Genomic DNA, 21,946 nt, shown 5'->3' with positions numbered 1-21,946 from the left:
TTATTGCACAATCCTGCGAGAAGCGTAGACAGGACGTTTGGCTGGCCGGTTTATTCCACGGGCGAGCGCCTTGTTTCATTGAGATGACAGCCCCGCTGCTTGCCTGATTCACGATGTGTCGCAGGATCAGGCAAGGATTGTGCAGAATCGACGTAACACTTATTCAAAGGCCACCGCTAAGCTGAGCCCATCAAAAAAGCATGCAGAGGACGCCTCATGTCGTCGCCCGAACATCAGCCCATGCCCCTCGATGCCGAGATGGAAAAACAACGCGCGGAGTTGGCCAGCATCGTCCACCGCCATACCTGGGAGGACGGCTCCTACGGCACGGCGATCACCTCGCTGTACCTGAACCGCCACAACACACCGCGCGACTTCACGCCGGTGCTGGTGGAACCGGCGCTGTGCATCCTTGCCAGCGGCAGCAAGGAAGTACGCCTGGCCGATGAAATCTTCGCCTACGACCCGCTCAACTACCTGGTGTTCTCGGTCGCGATGCCGGTGGCCGGCCGGATCATCGAAGCCACCCCGGAAGACCCCAACCTGTCGGTGCGCATCAATATCGACCCGGCGCAGCTCACCGCGCTGATTGCCGAGGCGGGCCCGATGGGCGTGCCTTCACGGCCGACATCCCGTGGGATGTACGTCGACCGTATCGACACGCAACTGCTGGATGCCGTGTTGCGCCTGGCGCGTCTACTGGACACGCCGAAGGACATCGCGATGCTCGCGCCGTTGATCAATCGCGAAATTCTGTACCGATTGCTGCGTGGGCCGCAGGGCTATCGCCTGTACGAAATTGCCGTGGCCAACAGTCAGAGCCATCGCGTCAGCCAGGCGATCACATGGCTGAACGGCAACTACGAGCAACCGCTGCGCATCGATGACCTGGCCAAGGAAGTGAACCTCAGCGTCTCGACGCTGCACCACCGTTTCAAGGCGATCACCGCGATGAGCCCGTTGCAGTACCAGAAGCAACTGCGCCTGCAGGAAGCACGCAGATTGATGATCGCCGAAGGCCTGGAAGCCTCGGCGGCGGGGTATCGCGTGGGGTATGAAAGCCCGTCGCAGTTCAGCCGCGAATACAGCCGGTTATTCGGTGCTCCGCCGCTGAGAGACCTGGCCCGATTGCGCCAAAGCATCTGACGCCTCTGTAGGAGCCGGGCTTGCCGGCGATGGCGATCTCACGGCCGCCAGGATTCGACAAACCGGACTCCTACAAAAGAATCGTGTTCAATCCAGGGTTCGCGGCAGCTGCAAGGTCACCCGCAACCCGCCTTCGCGCAAATTCTGCAAACTCACTTCACCGCCATGGCTATGCGCAATGTTGCGCGCAATGCCCAACCCCAGGCCGTAACCCTGCTGCTGCCCAGCGAGCCTGAAGTGCGGTTCGAAGACTTGCTCCAGGCGCTGTTCCGGCACGCCGGGGCCTTCATCGTCGACGTGCAGGATGAACTCCGCGCCGTCGTCCTCGATATGCAAATGGGCGTTCTGCCCATACTTCAACGCGTTGTCGATCAGGTTGCCGATGCAGCGCTTGAGCGCCAGCGGCTTGCCCGGATAAGTCGTCAACGCGCGCCCATGCTGGGTCACCCGGCCGTTGCCGTTGGGCGCCAGGTACGGTTCCACCAGGCAGTCGAGCACGTGGTTCAGGTCCACCGGCTCGATGTTTTCGTGGATATCCGTGTCTTTCACACATTGCAGCGCGCCCTTCACCAGCAACTCCAGCTCATCCAGGTCGCGGCCGAATTTGGTTTGCAGGTTCTCGTCTTCCAGCAGTTCCACACGCAGGCGCAAGCGGGTAATGGGTGTGCGCAAGTCGTGGGAAATCGCACTGAACAGCTGGCTGCGTTCGGTCAGGTATCGGCTGATGCGCTCACGCATCGCATTGAACGCACGCCCCACTTCCACCACTTCACTGCCGCCGCCTTCGGCCACCGGCTCCACGTCCGCGCCCAGCGACATATCCCGCGCGGCCCGCGCCAGGCGCTTGAGCGGCCGGCTCTGCCAGTGCACCAGCAGGCCGATGAACAGCAGCAGAAAACCGCTGGTCAGCACGATAAACCACACCTGCTGCGAGGGCAGGCCTTGCTCTTCGAGGCTGGTATAGGGTTCGGGCAACAAGGAGGCGATGTACAACCACTCGCCGGGGGCCAGTTGAATCTGTGTGACCAGCACCGGCGGGTTTACCGGCTCCAGGGTCAACGCGTAATGCGCCCAGGAGCGCGGCAGTTCATCGAGCTTCAGGCCGGCGTTGAAAATGCGCAGGTCTTCGGCGCTGACAAACTCCACCGAGATATGCACGTCGGCGCCCAAAGTCTGGCGCAGCACCTCATCCACCGCTTGCAGTACCGCCTGCTTGCGCGGGGTCTGCGGCAGTATCGCCATGTCCAGCGGACGGTCATTGAGGGTCACTACGAAACGCGTGCCGCCCATGCTGCGCAACTGGTCGAGGACCAACGGCCGGTAGGCCACCGGCAATGAACGGAAATAACTCACGCTGGCGGTCATCGAATGCGCCAGGCTGCGGGCGCTGGTGACCAGGCCTTCGAGCTGGGTGGCACGCAATTGCGAGACCCAGATCACGCTGGACAGCGCCTGGGCGAACAGCACCGCCAGCAACGTCAGCAGCAACATGCGCCCCAGCAGCGAGCGCGGCACCGGGAAGCGGCGGCGGCGCTCGATCAGGTGTTCAGTGGGCATTGCCGGCAACCACGCTGGCTGCCAGTTGATAACCGCTGCCGCGCACGGTGCGGATCAGCCTCGGAGGTTTTTCGGTGTCGCGCAGGCGTTGGCGCAGGCGGCTGACGGCCATGTCGACAATCCGGTCCAGCGGCATCAGGTCACGGCCACGGGTGGCATTGCCGATGGTGTCGCGGTCGAGGATCTGCTGGGGATGGTCGAGAAACAACTTGAGCAGGGCGAAGTCGGCACCGGACAGGATCACCTCTTCACCGTCAACGTGGAACAGCCGGTGGCTGATCATGTCCAGGCGCCATTCATCGAACACCAGCACGTCGCCATTGCCGCTGCGCTCCTGGCCGAACTGGCAGCGCCGCAACAGCGCCTTGATCCGCGCCTGCAGCTCGCGGGGGCTGAAGGGTTTGCCGATGTAGTCGTCGGCGCCCAGCTCCAGGCCGATCACGCGGTCGGCTTCGTCGGAACTGGCGGTGAGCATGATGATCGGCACCTGCGCCTGGCGCGGGTGCTGGCGGATCCAGCGGCAAAGGCTGAAACCGTCTTCGTCCGGCAACATCACATCGAGGATGACCAGGTCGCAGGGCGCCTCGTTCATCGCCTGGCGGAACCCGGCGCCATCCGGCACGCCACGCACCTGGAAACCGGCGCGACTGAGGTAGGTTTGCAGCAATTCGCGGATTTCCTGGTCGTCATCGACGAGGAGAATCGATTTACTGATTACGCTCACGGGGTCCTCCTTGTTGTTATGGCCAAGCTTATGTCATTTGTTGCCCTTGAGGCCCCCTTCGCGAGCAAGCCCGCTGCCACATTTGCCGGCATTCCAACGTTGGAACTCGGTCAAAGTGGGAGCGGGCTCGCTCGCGAAGGGGCCATCAGCGCCTACGCAAAAGCCTGTTCCAATGCGACTCCAGCCCCAGTCAACCCGGAATACGGCGCGGTCACCAACCACACAGGGATGCCTTTGAAATAGTCGCTCATGCAGCCCTTGTCGCTGAAACTCTTGGCAAAACCACTGTTGATGAAGAAGTCGGCAAACCGTGGAATCACCCCACCCACGATATACACACCACCGCGTCCACCGGTGGTCAGCACGTTGTTACCGGCGACGCGGCCCAGCCAGATACTGAACTGGTTCAACACTTCCATCGCCACTGGATCGCCAGCCAGGCCCGCCGCCGTAATGGCTTCTGGGGTATCCAGCACCGGGGTATGCCCGTCGACCGCACAGATGGCGCGGTAGACACGCGGCAAACCGCCCCCGCTCAAGGCCGTTTCGGCGCTGACGTGGCCGATCTCAGTGTAGATGTGCTGCCACAGCTGGGTTTCACGCGGGCTGCTCAGGGGCAGGTCAACGTGTCCACCCTCCCCCGGCAATGCCGCGTAACGACCGGCACCGAGGTCCAGCAACGTGCCGACGCCCAGGCCGGTGCCCGGCCCGATCACCACCGCCGGGCGCAACGGTTCCGGCGTGCCTTCGCAGACCACGCGGAATTCGTCGGGCTTGAGGCGGGTCATGCCCAGGGCCATGGCGGTGAAGTCATTCACCAGCAGCAGCTCATCCACCTGCAACGCCTGGCAAAACGCAGTCTTGCTCAGGCGCCAGTGGTTGTTGGTGAATTTGAATTCATCGCCACTCACCGGCCCTGCAACCGACAGGCAGACGGCACCGATGTCACCGATTTCCAGGCCTTCTTCCTTGAGGTAGGCCTTGATCGCGTCCTCGGGACTCTGGTGATCCGCCGTGGCATGCACGCGGATCGAATGCAGAGCCTGATCCCGCCACAACGCAAAACGGGCGTTGGTACCCCCGATGTCACCGACCAGCGCAAGCTTCACTTAAGCGTCTCCAAGGCAGAGGTAAAGGCGCTGGCGCCCTGCTCTGCGGAGCTTGCGGCCAAGCGCATAAATGCAAACAGCTCGCGACCGGCCCCCACGTTGTTGCCCAACAGGCCCGTGGCAGGCGCGCGCGCTGCAAATTCTTCGGCGTCCACCTTAAGCTCCAAGGTGCCCTTCACGCCATCCACGCGAATGATATCGCCATCGCGCACGCGTGCCAGTGGCCCGCCGCTCTGGGCTTCGGGGTTCACGTGGATCGCGGCGGGGATCTTACCCGACGCGCCGGACATGCGCCCGTCTGTCACCAATGCGACCTTGAAGCCACGGTCCTGCAAGACGCCGAGGAACGGCGTCATCTTGTGCAATTCCGGCATGCCGTTGGAGCGTGGGCCCTGGAAGCGCATCACCGCGACAAAGTCTTTTTCCAGCTGGCCAGCCTTGAATGCATCGGCCAGGTCCTGCTGGTCCTGGAACACCACCGCCGGTGCTTCGACGATCTGGTGCTCAAGGGCCACGGCCGAGACTTTCATCACGCCACGGCCGAGGTTGCCTTCCATCACGCGCAAGCCGCCTTCCGGGGAGAACGCACGGGCCACGGGGCGCAGGATGGTTTCGTCGAGGCTTTCGATGGGGCCTTCGCGCCAGATCAGCTCGCCGTCGACCAGGAACGGTTCCTGGGTGTAGCGGCTCAGGCCCTTGCCGGCCACGGTGTTGACGTCTTCGTGGAGCAAGCCGGCTTCGAGCAGTTCGCGGATCAGGAACGACATCCCGCCCGCCGCCTGGAAGTGGTTGATGTCGGCCTTGCCGTTCGGATACACGTGGGACAGGGTCGGCACCACCTCGGAGAGGTCGGCCATGTCCTGCCAGGTGAGGATGATGCCCGCCGACATGGCGATGGCCGGCATGTGCAGGGTGTGGTTGGTCGATCCGCCGGTGGCGTTCAGTGCGACGATGGAGTTGACGATGGATTTTTCGTCGACGATCTCGCCGATTGGCGTGAAGTTGCCGTTGGCCTTGGTCAGGCGCGTGACCTGGTGCGCGGCTTCGCGGGTCAGCGCGTCACGCAGTGGCGTGTACGGGTTGACGAACGAGGCGCCTGGCAGGTGCAGGCCCATGACTTCCATCAGCAACTGGTTGGTGTTGGCGGTGCCGTAGAAGGTGCAGGTGCCGGGGCTGTGGTAGGACTTCATCTCCGATTCCAGCAGCTCCTCGCGGGTGGCCTTGCCTTCGGCGTAGCGCTGGCGCACATCGGCCTTCTGCTTGTTGGAGATGCCCGACGGCATCGGGCCGCCCGGCACGAAGACCATCGGCAGGTGGCCGTAGCGCAGCGCGCCCATCATCAGGCCCGGGACGATCTTGTCGCAGATGCCCAGCATCAGCGCGGCATCGAACATGTTGTGGGACAGCGCTACCGCCGTGGACATGGCGATGACTTCGCGGCTGAGCAGGCTCAGCTCCATGCCGGGTTCGCCCTGGGTGACGCCGTCGCACATGGCCGGGGTGCCGCCGGCGAACTGACCGACCGAGCCGACTTCGCGCAGGGCTTTCTTGATTTGCTCGGGGAAATGTTCGTACGGCTGGTGCGCCGAAAGCATGTCGTTATATGACGAAACAATTGCCACGTTGGCGGCATTCATCATTCGCAGACTATTTTTATCTTCAGTGCCGCATCCGGCCACGCCGTGGGCAAAGTTGGCGCATTGCAGCTTACCGCGCATCGGGCCGTCGCTGGCAGCGCCGCGAATGAGTGCAAGGTAAGCCTCGCGGGTTGCACGACTGCGGGCGATAAGCCGTTCGGTGACCTCAATAACGCGGGGATGCATGTATAGAACTCCAGGCTAACGGATGTGGCGACCCTCGTTCCTATGCTGGTCAAACGCCCGCCGCGAAAAGGTTGGCAGGGTGTTACTTGACCACTCGGACCAGTTGATTCAGGTCACTCGTTGTAGATTGAACAAAATATTGCCACTAAAAAGGCTTGTTTTCTATTTTTATGCGAATAATCTTGTAATTCTTACAACAAATCGACGACAGGCACTTTCCAATGACTCTTCGTATCGCAATCAATGGTTTTGGCCGTATCGGCCGTAATGTCCTGCGCGCACTGTATACCCAAGGCTACCGCCAGGATTTGCAGATCGTCGCCATCAACGATCTCGGCGACAGTTCGATCAATGCCCACCTGCTCAAATACGACACCGTACATGGCACTTTCGAGGCAGAGGTCGCCCACGATCAGGAAAGCCTGACCGTCAATGGCGACCGGATTGCCGTCAGTGCCATTCGCAACCCCGCCGACCTGCCGTGGGCTGCACACAAGATCGACGTAGTGTTCGAATGCACCGGCCTGTTCACCGACCGTGACAAGGCTGCTGCCCATATTACCGCCGGCGCGCGCAAGGTGATCATCTCGGCCCCCGCCAAGGGCGCAGACGCCACCGTGGTCTACGGGGTAAACCATGACATTTTGCGTCAATCCCACCAGATCATCTCCAATGCCTCCTGCACCACCAACTGCCTGGCGCCGGTCGCCCAGGTGCTGCACCGCGAGCTGGGCATCGAGAGCGGCCTGATGACCACTATCCACGCCTACACCAACGACCAGAACCTGACCGACGTCTACCACACCGACCCGTACCGCGCGCGTTCGGCCACCCAGAACATGATCCCGAGCAAGACCGGCGCCGCCGAAGCGGTGGGCCTGGTACTGCCGGAACTGGCGGGCAAGCTGACCGGCATGGCCGTGCGGGTGCCGGTGATCAACGTGTCGTTGGTCGACCTCACCGTGACGCTGAAAAAAGACGCCACTGCCGACGAGGTCAACGCACTGCTCAAGGAAGCCAGCCAGCACTCGAAAATCCTCGGCTACAACACCCTGCCGCTGGTTTCGAGTGACTTCAACCATAACCCGCTGTCGTCGATTTTCGACGCCAACCACACCAAGGTCAGTGGCAAGTTGTTGAAGGTGCTGGCCTGGTATGACAACGAGTGGGGCTTCTCCAACCGTATGCTGGATAACTGCCTGGCGCTCTGCAACGCCGAATAAACCCTTTGGCAGCTCCCCAGCATGGAAGCTCGCCTGTGTGATAGCTGGCTTATGTGGGAGCTGGCTTGTGTGGGAGCTGGCTTGCCTGCGATAGCATCACCTCGGTGCAACTGGAAAACCGAGGTGCCTGCATCGCGGGCAAGCCCGGCTCCCACACAAGCCCACACACCGGTATCCAGGCAACACCCCCAAGTGCCACTTGCCATTTGCGTTGATGATAAGCATTATCATTAACTGCAAATCGATCTGGTAGCACTGTGAGCCAATCTCGCTTCAACCACGTCTTCCTCACCCAACGGGTGATTCTGCTTCGCACGTTGCAGCGGATGGTGAATAACCACAGCACCGCCGAGGACCTCTTGCAGGAAACCTACCTGCGCGTGACCCGAGCCCTCAGCGAGCGGCCGATCGATCATCTTGAACCTTTCGTCTACCAGACCGCGCGCAACCTCGCACTCGACCACTTGCGCGCGCGTCGGATCCAGGCGCGCACGCTGCAGGAAGATGTCCCGCTGGACGTCCTGCAAAGCGTCGCCGCCCCCATCAGCACGCCCGAAGACGCGACCCAAGCCGAGCAACTGTTGGAGCACCTGAGTGTCAGCCTCGGTCAACTGAGCGCCCGCCAACAGCAGATTTTCATCCTCAGCCGCCTGCACGGCTGCAGCTACCAGGAGATTGCCGACCAATTGGAAGTGTCCTTGAGCACCGTACAAAAGGAACTGAAATTGATCATGGCCATCTGCGTAGGTGTGGCCCAAAGGCTGGATCGGCCTTAAGCTTCACCGACAGAAATGTCACCCAAGGCTGTAGGACATTTGAATAGAACGTGGCGAAGACCCGAGGAACACCGTGACGGACCCGAATAAACTGCGCCCCCATGAGCTGGCTCATGAGGTGTTGCAAGACATGGCTATGGACCAAGCCCTCGACTGGCTGATCGCCCTGCAGTGCCCGCAGCCCGGGCAGCAAGCCGAATTTGAAGCGTGGCTGGCACAGGACCCTGCGCATGTTCACGCGTTTGGCAAAGCCCAGGCTGCCTGGGGCGCCGCGCCCGTGCACAGCGCCGCCGTCGCCCTCGCCGCGCCGCGCAAGCCCAGTGCCTGGCGTCGTATCCGGCCGCACTGGAAACCACTGGCCACCGCCGCCGTGCTGCTGATCGGCCTGTTCAGCTTCAGCAACCTGCCGGTGCGCCTGCAGGCCGACCACCTCACCGTGGTCGGTGAACGCCAGCGCCTGCAACTGGACGACGGCTCGAAAGTGTTGCTCAACACCAACTCGGCGTTTTCCAGCAGCATCAAGGATCATCAGCGCATCGCCCGCCTCTACCAGGGCGAAGCGTTCTTCGAAATCGTGCCCAACCATGGCCTGCCGCTGGAAATCGACGCCGGCCCCGTGCGCGCCAGCGTGCGTGATACCGCTTTCGCGGTGCGCTACCTCAACGGCGAAGCCCAGGTGCAGGTGCAGCGCGGCGACGTGGACCTGAGCAACACCTTCGACGATGCCCGCGTGCGCTTGAGCGCCGGCGAAAGCATCCGCATCGGGCCCAAGGGCTTCGGTCCACCGGCCAAGCTGGATGCCAACAAGGACCTGGCCTGGGTGCAGGGCCGGCTGATTTTCGAAAACTGCCCGATGAGCGAAGTGCTCGCCGAGCTGCGTCGCTATTACCCCGGCTGGATCGTCAACACCAACGACAAGCTCGCCAGCGTTGCCGTCACCGGCAACTACCGCCTCGACCAGCCCCTGGACGTGGTGCGCTCCCTGGCCCACATCACCTCGGCCAAACTGTCGGAATACCCGGCGCTGGTGATCCTCAACTAAATGAGAATTATTTTTACTCGATAGCCTTCGGCGGTACGTCTCGTCTTAGCCAATGCAACTGATTCCTATTTGATTCGGTTCGCAACTATAAGATTCGTACCTTCCGGAGCGCTCTCGATGTCCTCTCGTTTCAACCGCCGGCCCTCTTCGCCCGTCCTGTCCCTGCTGACTGCGGCCATCCTGCTGGCCGGCACGCCGGTCATGGCGGCCACCGCCGCTGAACCGGTGCAGCGCAGCCACGGCAATTACACCTTCAGCATCGAGCAACAGCCGCTGGTCTCGGCGCTCAACGCCTTCACCGCGGTGACCGGCTGGCAAGTCGGCCTGCCGGCGGAACTCGGCCAGGGTGTGTCGTCCCCGGGCGTGCGCGGCCCGTTGTCAGCGGAGAAAGCCCTGGACCGGCTGTTGGTGGGGACCAACCTGAGCTACCGCAAACTGGGCAGCAACAACATCGTGCTGGAAAAGCGCGCGGCGGGCGGCGCCCTCAACCTGCAACAGGTCACCATCAGCGCCACCCGGAATGAGCAGAACATCAGCAGCGTGCCGAGCACCGTGACCGTGCAGGAACGCGAAGAGCTGGACCGCCAGAACGTGAATACCATTCGTGAACTGGTGCGTTACGAACCCAACGTCTCGGTGGGCGGTGCCGGTGGCCGCTCGAGCAATTCGGGCTACAACATTCGCGGCATCGATGGCGACCGCATCCTCACCCAGGTCGACGGCGTGGAAGTGCCGGACAACTTCTTCAACGGCCCCTACGCCAAGACCCGCCGCAACTACGTCGACCCCGAAATCGTCAAGCGCGTGGAGATCCTGCGCGGCCCGGCCTCGGCCCTGTACGGCAGCAGCGCGATTGGTGGCGCGGTGAGCTACTTCACCCTCGATCCCGATGACATCATCAAGCCCGGCCAGGACGTCGGCGCCCGCCTGAAGACCGGCTACAGCTCCGCCGACGACAGCTGGCTGACTTCCGGCACCGTCGCCGGCCGCGTGCAGGACGTCGACGGTTTGCTGCACCTGAGCCAGCGCAATGGCCACGAGATGGAGTCCTACGACGGCAACAATGCCACCGGCCTGGCCCGCACCGGCGCCAACCCGGAAGACGCGCGCACGACCAACGTGCTGGCCAAGCTGGGCTGGAACTATGGTGATGACAATCGCCTCGGCCTGACGTACGAGAAGTACAAGGACGATCGCGACGTCAACCTCATGAATGCCGTGGGCGGCCCGTTCACCGGCGGACGCGGCTTCAATTTCTACCGGGCTCGTTCGGGCAACGACACCATCACCCGCGAGCGTTTTGGCATCGAAAACCGCTTCGCCCTGGACTCACCGATAGCCGATCAGATCAAGACCAGCCTCAACTACCAGATCGCCAAGACGGACCAGTCCACCGCCGAGATCTACCAGCCGTCCCGCCGAGTCCTGCGCACCCGCGAGACCCTGTACGAAGAAAAGCAATGGGTCTTCGATGCCCAGCTGGACAAGGCCTTCAGCATCGGCGAAACCGATCACCAAGTGACCTATGGCACCACCCTCAAGCAGCAGAAGGTCACCGGCTCCCGCGAAGGCGCCGCGACCTGCCTGGCTGTCGGCGGCGGTTGCACGGCCATCGGCGCACCCAGCCCGATCGCCAGCGACAGCGTGAAGAAGGCCAGCGATTTCCCGGACCCGACCATCAACACGTATTCGCTGTTCGCACAGGACCAGATCACCTGGGACAAGTGGACCTTCCTGCCCGCCGTGCGCTACGACTACACCCAACTCAAGCCCAAGTTGACTGATGAGTTCCTCAACACCGTCGACCCGACGCGGATCTACGCCCACAGTGACAAGGAAAAAACCTGGCACCGCGTCACGCCGAAATTCGGCCTGACCTATGCGCTGACCGACCAGTACACCTGGTTCGGCCAATACGCTGAAGGCTTCCGCACCCCGTCGGCCAAAGCCTTGTACGGCCGCTTTGAAAACCTGCAGCAGGGCTACACCGTCGAGCCCAACCCGAATCTCAAGCCAGAAAGCAGCAAGGGCGTGGAAACCGGGATTCGCGGCAACTTCGATTCCGGTTCGTTTGATATCGCAGTGTTCTACAACAAATACCGCGACTTCATCGACGAGGACGCCTCCGTCGCCGGCGGCACCGCACAGCAATTCGAAGCCAACAATATCAAGCACGCGACCATCAAGGGGATCGAAGCCAAAGGGCGCCTGGACCTGGACGCCTTCGGCGCACCGCAAGGCCTGTACACCCAGGGCTCGGTTGGCTACACCTATGGCCGCAACGACGACAATGGCGAGCCGCTCAACAGCGTCAACCCGCTCAAGGGCGTCTTCGGCCTGGGCTATGAGCAAGCGCAATACGGGGCGCTGGTCAGCTGGACCCTGGTGAAGAAGCAGGATCGCGTCGACAGCACCACCTTCCATGCGCCCGACGGCAGCACTGGCGCGCCCTTCAAGACGCCCGGCTTTGGCATCGTCGACCTGACCGGCTTCTACAAGGTCACCAACGACGTGACCATCAACGGCGGCCTGTACAACCTGACCGACAAGAAATACTGGAACTGGGATGACGTGCGCAGCTACGACGGCGTCGGCGAAGCCGGTGTGACCGCGCCCGCCAACCTTGACCGCCTGACCCAGCCCGGTCGCAACTTTGCGATCAACGTGATCTGGGACATCTGATAACGCCCACCCTCACCTCGTCGATTTTCAGCGCCGGGGTGAGGATTTTTTACTGTGCCGCGTCTTCTTGTTCGTCTAGTTGATAACAGCTCTCTTTCAGAGCACCAAGGCGCTCCTCTTCTCAAGGACTTTTTCATGACCGCTTCCTCTACCGCAGAACGCCCGAGCCTGCGCTCCCAGCGCCTGAACCAGATCACCAACGAGCCACACACCAAGCTGGACGCACTGGTCAAGGCACACGCCCCGTTTGAAACCCAAGCCAACTTCGCCCGCTTCGTGGTCGCGCAGTACCTGTTCCAGTCGGAACTGGTGAGCCTCTACAACGATGCCGAACTGATCAAGATCGTGCCGGACCTGGCCGAGCGCTGCCGCGCCGAAGCCGCCAAGCTGGACCTGGGCGACCTGGACACCGACGTGCCAGCGCCGGTCGCCGGTGCGGTGAAGAACCCGAGCAAGGCCGAAGCCCTGGGCTGGCTGTTCGTGTCCGAAGGCTCCAAGCTGGGCGCTGCGTTCCTGATCAAGCGCGCCGTGGGCCTGGGACTGAGCGAAACCTTCGGTGCACGCCACCTGGGTGAGCCGGCCGGCGGTCGTGCCGAAGGCTGGAAAAGCTTTACTCGTACCCTGGACGGCCTGGAATTCAGCGCCGAAGAGGAAGCCGCAGTGGAAAAAGGTGCGATCGACGCGTTTGTGCGCTTCACCGTGTTGCTGGAACAGGCGTACGCTAGCGCCCCTGAACTGGCCTGACTCGAACCCCCTCGGTAGGAACAGGCTTGCCGGCGATAGCAGCTTCACGGACGCCATCGCCAGCAAGCCCGCTACTACCGAGTACGCAACCCTTTCCTTCTGCAAATTGCTTCCCATGACCGGCAAAACCCAATCCACCTCGAAAATCGCACAGATCCTTTTCGGCCTGCTGGCCTACGTCAGCCTGGGCATCGGATTGGTGGCGATTGTCATACCGGGCTTGCCGACCACCGAGTTCATCCTGCTGGCCGCGTGGGCCGCGACCAAAAGCTCGCCGCGCCTGAGCGCCTGGCTGGAAAACCACCGCCTGTTCGGCCCGATCCTGTTCAACTGGCGCAACGGCAAGATCATCGCGCGCCGGGCCAAGGTCAGCGCCACGGTGAGCATGCTGCTGTGCGCCATCCTGATGCTGGTGATGCTCGATCATGGCTGGCCGATCTACCTGGCCATTGCCGGGATGAGCCTGGGCAACCTATGGATCTGGTCACGCCCTGAACGGCTTGCAGAGCCCGCGTAGCACTGGCTGTAGCCGTTTTCCTACCGCTCATCGCCTGCTTCTCATGAAATGATTTGTTACGCCGATGTTCCAGACATAGCGCTGAATGGACTTGGCCTGCACTGCGTGCCTTCCAACAAGTCCATTCGCGAGTGAGCCTATGTTCAACACCCTCTCCATCCGCCTGAAAATCGTGCTGTTGTCCGGCCTTTGCCTGTTGGGGGTGATTGCGCTGGTTGTCAGCATCAACCTCTACAACACCGCTCAGAATGATCAGTTGGTCAGCGATTCCAGCTCGCACATGCTCACCGCCAGTGTCGAACAACTGTTGCAGGCCAAGGCCGCCGAGCAAGCCGTGCAATTGCAGAAAACCTTCGGCGACAGCCTGGTCGCCGTGGTCGCCCTCGGCGACCAGGTCAAAGACCTGCGCACTCTGGCAGCCAAGCGCGACCTCGCGCCCGGCGCCTTGCGCGAAGAACTCAACCAGAGCCTTAAAACTGCCTTCGAACGCAATGACAAGGTGCTGGGTATCTGGCTGTCGTTCGAACCTAATGGGCTGGATGGCAAGGACAGCGAATTCGTCGACGACAAGGCACGCGCCTCCAACGAAAAAGGCCGTTTCTCCAGTTACTGGAGCCGCGCCGGTGGCGAAGGTTTGAACACCATCATGGTCGAGGACGACCTGACCAAGACCACCCTCAACCTCAGCGGCACGCCCTACAACATCTGGTACACCTGCCCACGCGATACCCGCCGTATTTGCCTGCTCGACCCCTACGAAGACACGGTGGCCGGCAAACCGGTGCTGATGACCACCCTTTCCCTGCCACTGCTGGTGGACGGCAAAGTCATCGGCGTGGTCGGCATCGACATCGCCCTCACCGCCCTGCAAGCGGCCACCGATGCGGCACAGAAAGACTTGTTCAACAGTGCCGCGCACCTGGAGATTCTCGCCAGCAGCGGCTTGATCGCGGCCTACAGCGGTGAACCGGCCAAAGTCGGGAAAAACCTGATCGATACCCTCGGTGCCGAGGGCAAGGAAATCGTGCAACTGCTGGCCAGTGACACCCGCATGATCCGCGCGCAGGACGACACGATTCGCGCGGTCTATCCGGTCAAGCCGATTGCCGATGCCAAGTCCTGGGGCGTCGTGATCAAGCTGCCCAAGGACGTGATGCTGGCCGACACCGTGAAGCTGCAGGCGCTGCTCGACAAGGCCCAGGCCTCGGGCACCTTGAAGGCGCTGCTGGTAGGCGCCGCCGCCGGCTTGCTGGGCCTGCTGCTGATCTGGCTGACGGCCACCGGTGTGACCCGGCCGATCAACGGCGTGGCCGCGATGCTCAAGGACATCGCCAGTGGTGACGGCGACCTCACCCAGCGCCTGGCCTACGCCAAGCACGATGAACTGGGCGAGTTGGTGAACTGGTTCAACCGCTTCCTCGACAAGTTGCAACCGACCATTGCGCAGATCAAGCAAAGCATCACCGAGGCGCGTGGTACCGCCGACCAGTCCTCGGCCATCGCGCGCCAGACCAGCGAAGGCATGCAGGTGCAATTCCGCGAAATCGACCAGGTCGCCACGGCCTCCAACGAGATGAGCGCCACCGCCCATGACGTTGCCAACAGTGCATCGAATGCCGCCAGCGCGGCACGCGGTGCCGATCAGTCGGCGCGTGAAGGCATGTCGATCATCGAGCAGAGCACCCGCGACATCACCACCCTCGCCGAGGAAGTCAGCAAGGCCGTGGGTGAAGTCGAAGCCCTGGCCGTCAACAGCGAGCAGATCGGTTCAGTGCTGGAAGTGATCCGCAGCATCGCCGAACAGACCAACCTGCTGGCCCTCAATGCGGCAATCGAAGCGGCCCGGGCCGGCGAAAGCGGGCGCGGCTTTGCAGTCGTCGCCGACGAAGTGCGCAACCTGGCCAAGCGTACCCAGGACTCCGTGGAGGAAATCCGCCTGGTGATCGAACGGATCCAGAGCGGCACCCGCGGCGTGGTGGCGACCATGCACTCCAGCCAGCACCAGGCCCAGAGCAACGCCGGGCAGATTCATCAGGCAGTGCAAGCCCTGGGCAAGATCAGCGATGCCGTGACGGTGATCAGCGACATGAACCTGCAGATCGCCAGCGCCGCCGAGCAACAGAGCGCCGTGGCCGAAGAGGTCAATCGCAACGTCTCGGCGATTCGCGGCGTGACCGAAACCCTCACCGGCCAGGCCACCGAGTCGGCGGCCATCAGCAGCCAACTCAATGCATTGGCCAGCCAGCAGATGAAGCTGATGGATCAGTTCAAGGTCTGACTCGGTGGCAAAACCACTGAGAGCCATGTGGGTGCCGGGCTTGTCCGCGAGGCGCGCAACCCGGTGTCCCTGACAGAACCGAGTCGATGCTATCGCAGGCAAGCCAGCTCCCCACAGAGCGCAGGTCGGCGGTGGTTCAGAGACCGGTCCAGGCGCTGACAAACTGTGTCAGGTCTTCTTTAGCGGCCGTACGCGGCGGGTTCTGCGGTGTCCCCAAATAAAGGAAGCCAATCACTTCCTCATCCGCCGTCAGCCCCAGGCCTTTGGCGACATGAGCCGAGTAGGACAGTTCACCCGTGCGCCACACCGCACCAATCCCCTGGGCATAGGCCGCCAGCAGAATACCGTGGGCCGCGCAGGCGGCTGCCAACAGCTGTTCGGACTTGGGCACCTTGAAGTGTTCCTGCAGGCGGGCAATCACCACCACCACCAGCGGCGCGCGCAATGGGCCGTTCTGGGCCTTATCGATGACCGCTTGCGCAGCGTCGGGGTCTTGCAGGCGCGCCGCTTCGGCCAGCAGGGTGCCCATCTGCTCACGGGCGGCACCCTCTACGGTGAGGAACCGCCAAGGGCGCAGTTGACCATGGTCGGGCGCGCGCATGGCCGCGGCGAACAGCACATCACGCTGCTCCTGGGTCGGTGCCGGTTCCAGTAGACGCGGCACGGAAACACGGTTGAGCAAAGCGTCGAGAGCCTGCATTGGCCACCTCCAGAAAAAAATGTGCGGTCATTCTAGCGGGAATGAATCGGATTCGAGCAAACGATAATTGCTCTTATTCATTGCGCCCTGCCCTGTTAGACTTTGCGCCCATATTTTCAGCCTTCGTTCAGGAAACCTGATGTTCGGTTCGCTTTTTCGCCTGTCCGCAGCAGTGATGGCTTTAAGCCTGACTGCCTGCGATGACGCCCCACGTTTCACCCAGGCAGAGCCTGGTGAAGCGCGTGCCGGCGGCGCGACGACGGTGAACAAGCGCGACCAGAATGCGTTCTCCCTGCCGTCGGCCAACCTGTCGCCCACGCGCCGCCTGGACTTCAGCGTCGGCAACAGCTTCTTTCGCAGCCCGTGGGTCATCGCGCCGTCCACCACCACCGCACGCGATGGCCTGGGCCCGCTGTTCAATACCAACGCCTGCCAGAACTGCCATATCAAGGACGGCCGTGGCCACCCGCCGCTGCCCGATGCGGCCAATGCGGTGTCGATGCTGGTGCGCCTGTCGATCCCCCTGTCTATCCAGGAGCAGCCGTCCTACGCCAAGCTCATCGAGCAGGTCGGCGTGGTGCCCGAGCCGGTGTATGGCGGGCAGCTGCAGGACATGGCCGTGCCGGGCGTCGCACCGGAAGGCAAGGTGCGCGTCGACTACACGCCGGTCAAGGTGACCTTCAAGGATGGCAGCGTGGTCGAGTTGCGCAAGCCGGACCTGCAGATCACCCAGCTCGGCTATGGCCCGATGCATCCGGACACACTTTTCTCCGCGCGCATCGCCCCGCCGATGATTGGCCTGGGCCTGCTCGAAGCGATCACCGACGCCGATATCCTGCGCAACACCGACCCGAAGACCGCCGACAAAGAAGCCATCGTCGGCCGCGCCAATTGGGTCTGGGACGACGCCGAACAAAAAACCGTACTCGGGCGCTTTGGCTGGAAAGCCGGGCAACCCAACCTCAATCAACAAAATGTTCACGCGTTTTCTGGTGATATGGGCCTCACCACGTCTTTGAGACCCTTTGATGACTGCACCGACGCGCAAGTCGCCTGCAAACAGGCGCCGAACGGCAATGGCGCCGATGGCGAGCAGGAAGTCAGCGACAACATCCTGCGCCTGGTGCTGTTCTACACGCGCAACCTCGCCGTGCCGGCACGCCGCGACGTCAACGCGCCGCAGGTGCTGGCCGGGAAAAACCTGTTCTACCAGGCCGGCTGCCAGGGGTGTCACAAGCCATCATTCACCACGCCAGCCACGGCGGCCGAACCTGAGTTGGCCAACCAGGTGATCCGTCCCTACAGCGACCTGCTGTTGCACGACATGGGCGAAGGCCTGGCCGACAACCGCACCGAATTCAAGGCCGGTGGCCGCGACTGGCGCACCGCGCCGTTGTGGGGCATCGGCCTGACGCAGACCGTCAGTGGCCACACCCAGTTCTTGCATGACGGCCGCGCCCGCAACCTGCTCGAGGCCGTGCTGTGGCACGGCGGTGAAGCGCAAGCGGCGCAGCAGCATGTGTTGTCCTTCAATGCCGAGCAGCGCGCTGCGTTGCTGGCGTTCCTGAATTCTTTATAAGCTTCGCCCCAATTACAGAAGGGAGCTCGACATGTTTCGTCCCAAGTTGTTGTTCACCAGCCTGGCCGCCCTAGCCCTCGGCGCCTGCTCGCCCCAGGACCCACAAGCCGTGACCTCGGCGGCGATCGCCAAGCAAGTGATCCTACCGACCTACAGCCGCTGGGTTGAAGCCGACCGCCAACTGGCCGTCAGCGCCCTGGCCTACTGCCAGGGCAAGGAAAGCCTGGAGACCGCCCGCGCCGACTTCCTCCATGCGCAAAAAGCCTGGGCCGAATTGCAACCGCTGCTGATCGGCCCACTGGCCGAAGGCAACCGCGCGTGGCAGATCCAGTTCTGGCCGGACAAGAAGAACCTGGTGGGTCGCCAGGTCGAGCAACTGGTCATCGCCCAACCGCAGATCGACGCCGCCGCCCTGGCCAAGTCCAGTGTCGTGGTGCAAGGCCTGTCGGCTTACGAATACATCCTCTATGACGCCAAGACCGACGTCGCCGACGAAGCCCAGAAAGCCCGCTACTGCCCGCTGCTGGTGGCCATTGGCGAACGCCAGAAAGCCCTCGCCGAAGAGATCCTGGCCAGCTGGAACAGCACCGACGGCATGCTCGCGCAGATGACCAAGTTTCCGAACCAGCGCTACGCCGATTCCCACGAAGCGATTGCCGATCTGCTGCGCGTCCAGGTGACCGCCCTGGACACCCTGAAGAAAAAGCTCGGCACGCCGATGGGCCGCCAGACCAAGGGCATCCCGCAGCCGTTCCAGGCCGATGCATGGCGCAGCCAGTCGTCCCTGCAAAGCCTCGAAGCCAGCCTCGCCGCCGCCCAGACCGTGTGGGTTGGCGTCGACAACAAGGGCTTGCGTGGTCTGCTGCCGTCCGAACAGAAGCCGTTGGCCGACAAGATCGACGCCGCCTATGCGGCCTCGCTGAAACTGTTCGCCAGCAACCAGCGCAGCCTCAACGAACTGTTGAACGATGACGCCGGGCGCCAGCAGCTCAACGATATCTACGACAGCCTCAACGTCGTCCACCGCCTGCACGAAGGCGAACTGGCCAAGGCGCTGGGCATCCAACTGGGCTTTAACGCCAACGACGGTGACTGATGATGCTCAGGCGACAGGCTTTGGCGGTTGGCAGCGTGCTGCTCAGTGCTCTCACGCTGGGTGGCTGGACGCTGTTCAAGCAGAAAGACAAGGGCCCGCTGCTGCTGTCGGCGCGCGATGATGCGGACGGCAACCACTATGCCGTGGGCTATCGGCTGGATGGCAAGCCGGTATTTGCCACCCGGGTCGGCCAGCGCTGCCACGACATCATCAACCACCCGACACTGCCGATTGCCCTGTTTGTCGCCCGTCGCCCGGGCACCGAGAGCTACCTGATCGACCTGCGTGATGGCACGCTGCTGCAGACCATCACCTCGCATGCCAATCGCCACTTCTATGGCCACGCGGTGATTCACAAGAGCGGCGACTGGCTGTATGCCACCGAGAACGACACCTCCGACCCGGGCCGTGGCCTGCTCGGGGTGTACACGTTCGAAGGTGAGCGGCTGGTGCACAGCGGCGAAATCTCGACGCACGGTATCGGCCCGCATCAGGTGTCGTGGATGCCCGACGGCGAGACCCTGGTGGTGGCCAACGGCGGCATTCGTACCGAAGCCGAAAGCCGTGTGGAGATGAACCTCAATGCGATGGAGCCAAGCCTGGTGCTGATGCACCGCGATGGCAGCCTGATCAGCAAGGAAACCCTCGGCCAACAGATGAACAGCGTGCGCCATATGGGGATCGCCAGCGATGGCACGATCCTCACCGGCCAGCAGTTCATGGGCGCGTCCCAGGAGCGTTCCGAGCTGCTGGCGATCAAGCGGCCGGGGCAGCCGTTCGTGGCGTTCCCGGTGGCCGATGAGCAGTTGCAGGCGATGGGGCATTACACCGCCAGTGTCGCGGTGCACAGCGAATTGCGCCTGGTGGCGTTGACCGCACCACGGGGCAACCGCTTCTTCATCTGGGACATGGACAGCGGCGAGCTGCGCCTGGATGGGCCGTTGCCCGACTGCGCCGGGGTCGGCGCGGTGGCGGATGGGTTTGTCGTCACCTCAGGCCAGGGCCGTTGCCGTTTCTACGATTGCCGGCAGAAACAGCTGGTTGCCAAACCGCTGGAATTGCCGGCGGGGCTTTGGGATAACCATCTGCACCTGATTTGAAGCAAAAAAAAAGGGCCTCGCATCGCAAGGCCCTGTTTCGGGGGTTTGAATCGTTTCAACTCTGCGGCCTCATCCCTTGAGACATCCCAAACATGAACAACAGCAACTCATGATCAGGCTTGACCGCCACACTCGCCTTGGCGACGCGCGGCAACAGGCATTGCCCGCCACCTTGCACCGCGCTGAGTACTTGTGTGCGAGGCTGTTCCCACGCTGCCAGGGCCAGGGCTGCAACGCCCATCGCCCCAACCAGGAACAGACCTCGTGCTATTTCTAGCTTCATCTGGTTAAACCCTTGATAGCGCTGCCAAACGCCGCCTCATAAAAGTAGCTGAGTTTTTCCCAGTCTGTACTGTTCCACGACGAATGGCGGCGCAGTTGCAGCATGTCATGGGAAGCCGCGCGATAAGCGGTCAGGCGTTGGCGGCATTTCTCGAAATCCAGCAGTGCCACTTCCACATTGGCCGAGTCGCCTTCACCCGTCACGCGTACGAAAATGTGCTTGATGTACAGGCAACCATGCTGCCAGCGCCCTTTGTGCATACGCGCCAGGGTGCCAGCCAATTCCTTCAGCAGGCGCTCGTGGACCAACTCGCCATACTGTTCGCGACCACCGGCGGCGTACCAGTTTTCAATCTCGTCGAAGCCCTCCAGGGCGGCCGTGACCAGCAATGCCTTCCAACGGTGCTCGGGGTCGCGACGTGCTTCGCAAAAGACCATTTCCGGCACGCGTACATCCAGCAAGCGCAGGCCCTTGAGTGCATCCCGCTCGCGAAGCACGGTGGGGCGTCCGAAGGGGTGCAGCCAGCTGCGGTAGATGTGTCCGGTCTGGCGCTTGCTGTAGAGCAAACGGCCATTGGCACTCGTTACTCGCTGCACACCACTTTCACCACCACGCCGACGATTGGGTTCCTCGACCCACTCGCCCTGCTGGCGCCAGAAATAATCGAAGCGTTCTTCGGGCGCTACATGACTGCCTGCTACGCACTCAACTGCCATCCTGTTACCTCTTGCGCAATACATACACTCGCCACATGGCGTAGAGCGGTATGAAGTCCAGGGATTCCTGAACACGAAAACCGGCCTGCTCAAACTCTGCTTCAACAGTAGCAGCCGGTAACACAAATCTGTTTTGGTAACCTTCCTGCTCACCTTTTTCGCGACGCTGTCCTTCGAGACGCTTGCGTTTCCACGCTTTGAAATTGCCATCGACCCACAACGAAATAATCACGCTGTCGCGGGTAACGCGTTGAAACTCCCGCAGTATCGCCAGCCGATGCGCCGGGTCACCAATGTGGTGCAGCAGGCGCATACAGAAAATGCTGTCGACCGAGTTGTCCGGCAAATCAATATCAAAAGCAGAGGTCTGCAAGGGCCGTACCCGTTTCACCACATCCGCCGGCTGGGCGACCGTCGCCACCTTCAACATCGAGGCCGAATTGTCGGCACCGATGATCACGCGGTTGGGTTTTTCAGCCAGCAGCGGCCAGAAACGTCCGGCACCGCACGGCAGGTCCAGCACCAGGCCAGGCTCACCGGCCATCGCCAGCGCGCCCCGGGCCAATTGCTCGTCGCGTTTGTGGGACAACCGGCGAGCCAAATTGTCCTGATGCTTGAGCAAATATTCGTGGGCGTGCTGATCGTCGTACTTTTCGGAAAATTCGAGCTTGATCGGGGTAGACATCAACGGATCTCCAGTTGCTGATGCCTACAACCTTATGCAGCGAGCTGTGATCAACAGGTCAACCCGTTGTGAAAAACTTGTCCTGTCCAATCTCATACATTTCAAGACTTTACAGACACATGCAATAGCATGGGGCCACCTTCGCCGAAGTACGGGGTACTTCGGC

19 protein-coding genes and 1 pseudogene are annotated in these 21,946 nt (G+C 62.2%); 12 read left to right on the top strand and 8 right to left on the bottom strand.

The features are described 5' to 3' along the window. Positions 1-216: 216 nt before the first annotated feature. Positions 217-1,146 carry an AraC family transcriptional regulator gene (locus tag BBG20_RS26710; protein WP_065908765.1) on the top strand — a complete coding sequence of 310 codons (930 nt, stop codon included), beginning with the start codon at positions 217-219 and terminating at the stop codon, positions 1,144-1,146. Between the two features lie 87 nt (positions 1,147-1,233). Here the strand turns inward: BBG20_RS26710 and BBG20_RS26705 are convergent, their stop codons facing one another. From BBG20_RS26705 to edd, 4 genes are all read right to left on the bottom strand, one after another. Continuing rightward, positions 1,234-2,661: an ATP-binding protein gene (locus tag BBG20_RS26705; protein WP_205571682.1), complete on the bottom strand. Its 1,428-nt coding sequence runs from the start codon at positions 2,659-2,661 to the stop codon at positions 1,234-1,236. 31 nt (positions 2,662-2,692) lie between these two features. Further along, complete coding sequence (locus BBG20_RS26700) at positions 2,693-3,427, bottom strand: response regulator (protein ID WP_024077192.1); 735 nt, start codon at positions 3,425-3,427, stop codon at positions 2,693-2,695. A 152-nt stretch (positions 3,428-3,579) separates the two neighbouring features. After that, the gene (locus BBG20_RS26695; RefSeq protein ID WP_065908761.1) at positions 3,580-4,536 is read right to left on the bottom strand and encodes a glucokinase; all 957 of its coding nucleotides are present in this window, start codon (positions 4,534-4,536) and stop codon (positions 3,580-3,582) included. After that, positions 4,533-6,359 carry a phosphogluconate dehydratase gene (gene edd / locus BBG20_RS26690; protein ID WP_065908759.1) on the bottom strand — a complete coding sequence of 609 codons (1,827 nt, stop codon included), beginning with the start codon at positions 6,357-6,359 and terminating at the stop codon, positions 4,533-4,535. The genes BBG20_RS26695 and edd overlap by 4 nt, the downstream gene beginning before the upstream one ends. A 221-nt stretch (positions 6,360-6,580) precedes the next feature. Here edd and gap point away from each other — a divergent pair, with 221 nt between their 5' ends. The 8 genes and pseudogenes from gap to BBG20_RS33590 all read left to right on the top strand — a co-directional run bounded on the left by gap (position 6,581) and on the right by BBG20_RS33590 (position 15,621). Further along, positions 6,581-7,582, top strand: coding sequence for a type I glyceraldehyde-3-phosphate dehydrogenase (gene gap, locus BBG20_RS26685; protein ID WP_065908757.1), 1,002 nt, complete (start codon positions 6,581-6,583; stop codon positions 7,580-7,582). A 257-nt stretch (positions 7,583-7,839) separates the two neighbouring features. Further along, positions 7,840-8,358, top strand: coding sequence for an RNA polymerase sigma factor (locus tag BBG20_RS26680; RefSeq protein ID WP_065908756.1), 519 nt, complete (start codon positions 7,840-7,842; stop codon positions 8,356-8,358). Positions 8,359-8,431: 73 nt separating this feature from the next. Continuing rightward, complete coding sequence (locus BBG20_RS26675; protein ID WP_065908754.1) at positions 8,432-9,400, top strand: FecR family protein; 969 nt, start codon at positions 8,432-8,434, stop codon at positions 9,398-9,400. Positions 9,401-9,517: 117 nt separating this feature from the next. Beyond that, positions 9,518-12,082 (top strand): TonB-dependent receptor, encoded by a 2,565-nt coding sequence (locus tag BBG20_RS26670; protein WP_065908752.1) that lies wholly within the window; start codon positions 9,518-9,520, stop codon positions 12,080-12,082. A 135-nt stretch (positions 12,083-12,217) separates the two neighbouring features. Continuing rightward, positions 12,218-12,826, top strand: a complete 609-nt coding sequence (locus BBG20_RS26665) for a biliverdin-producing heme oxygenase (protein WP_065908750.1) — start codon at positions 12,218-12,220, stop codon at positions 12,824-12,826. A 115-nt stretch (positions 12,827-12,941) separates the two neighbouring features. Further along, entirely contained in the window at positions 12,942-13,343 is a 402-nt protein-coding gene (locus tag BBG20_RS26660; RefSeq protein ID WP_065908749.1) for a YbaN family protein, read from the top strand. Positions 13,344-13,428: 85 nt separating this feature from the next. Continuing rightward, positions 13,429-14,763: pseudogene (locus BBG20_RS33595) on the top strand (PDC sensor domain-containing protein); the annotation flags it as partial. Between the two features lie 102 nt (positions 14,764-14,865). Continuing rightward, entirely contained in the window at positions 14,866-15,621 is a 756-nt protein-coding gene (locus BBG20_RS33590) for a methyl-accepting chemotaxis protein (RefSeq protein WP_371920689.1), read from the top strand. Positions 15,622-15,757: 136 nt separating this feature from the next. On the opposite strand, the gene BBG20_RS26650 is transcribed toward BBG20_RS33590, so the two are convergent. Next, complete coding sequence (locus tag BBG20_RS26650) at positions 15,758-16,321, bottom strand: NAD(P)H nitroreductase (protein WP_065908745.1); 564 nt, start codon at positions 16,319-16,321, stop codon at positions 15,758-15,760. A gap of 139 nt (positions 16,322-16,460) precedes the next feature. Here BBG20_RS26650 and BBG20_RS26645 point away from each other — a divergent pair, with 139 nt between their 5' ends. Genes BBG20_RS26645 through BBG20_RS26635 form a run of 3 tightly spaced genes read left to right on the top strand, consistent with a single transcriptional unit; the run spans position 16,461 to position 20,096 of the window. Further along, positions 16,461-17,900, top strand: coding sequence for a di-heme oxidoreductase family protein (locus BBG20_RS26645; protein ID WP_065908743.1), 1,440 nt, complete (start codon positions 16,461-16,463; stop codon positions 17,898-17,900). 31 nt (positions 17,901-17,931) lie between these two features. Then, positions 17,932-18,996: an imelysin family protein gene (locus tag BBG20_RS26640; RefSeq protein WP_065908742.1), complete on the top strand. Its 1,065-nt coding sequence runs from the start codon at positions 17,932-17,934 to the stop codon at positions 18,994-18,996. Positions 18,997-18,998: 2 nt separating this feature from the next. Continuing rightward, positions 18,999-20,096: a DUF1513 domain-containing protein gene (locus tag BBG20_RS26635; RefSeq protein WP_065908740.1), complete on the top strand. Its 1,098-nt coding sequence runs from the start codon at positions 18,999-19,001 to the stop codon at positions 20,094-20,096. A gap of 55 nt (positions 20,097-20,151) precedes the next feature. Here BBG20_RS26635 and BBG20_RS26630 read toward each other — a convergent pair whose 3' ends face one another. Genes BBG20_RS26630 through BBG20_RS26620 form a run of 3 tightly spaced genes read right to left on the bottom strand, consistent with a single transcriptional unit; the run spans position 20,152 to position 21,780 of the window. Beyond that, the gene (locus BBG20_RS26630) at positions 20,152-20,379 is read right to left on the bottom strand and encodes a hypothetical protein (protein ID WP_065908738.1); all 228 of its coding nucleotides are present in this window, start codon (positions 20,377-20,379) and stop codon (positions 20,152-20,154) included. Then, positions 20,376-21,095, bottom strand: coding sequence for a lipopolysaccharide kinase InaA family protein (locus BBG20_RS26625; RefSeq protein WP_065908737.1), 720 nt, complete (start codon positions 21,093-21,095; stop codon positions 20,376-20,378). Before BBG20_RS26625 ends, BBG20_RS26630 begins: the two co-directional genes overlap by 4 nt. Before the next feature lie 4 nt (positions 21,096-21,099). After that, positions 21,100-21,780 carry a class I SAM-dependent methyltransferase gene (locus BBG20_RS26620; RefSeq protein WP_065908735.1) on the bottom strand — a complete coding sequence of 227 codons (681 nt, stop codon included), beginning with the start codon at positions 21,778-21,780 and terminating at the stop codon, positions 21,100-21,102. Positions 21,781-21,946 lie beyond the last annotated feature (166 nt).

Source organism: Pseudomonas aylmerensis (assembly GCF_001702265.1).
GTDB lineage: Bacteria > Pseudomonadota > Gammaproteobacteria > Pseudomonadales > Pseudomonadaceae > Aquipseudomonas > Aquipseudomonas aylmerensis.
Note: the sequence above shows the minus strand (reverse complement) of the source record. Positions and strands in the feature narration are given on the sequence as shown.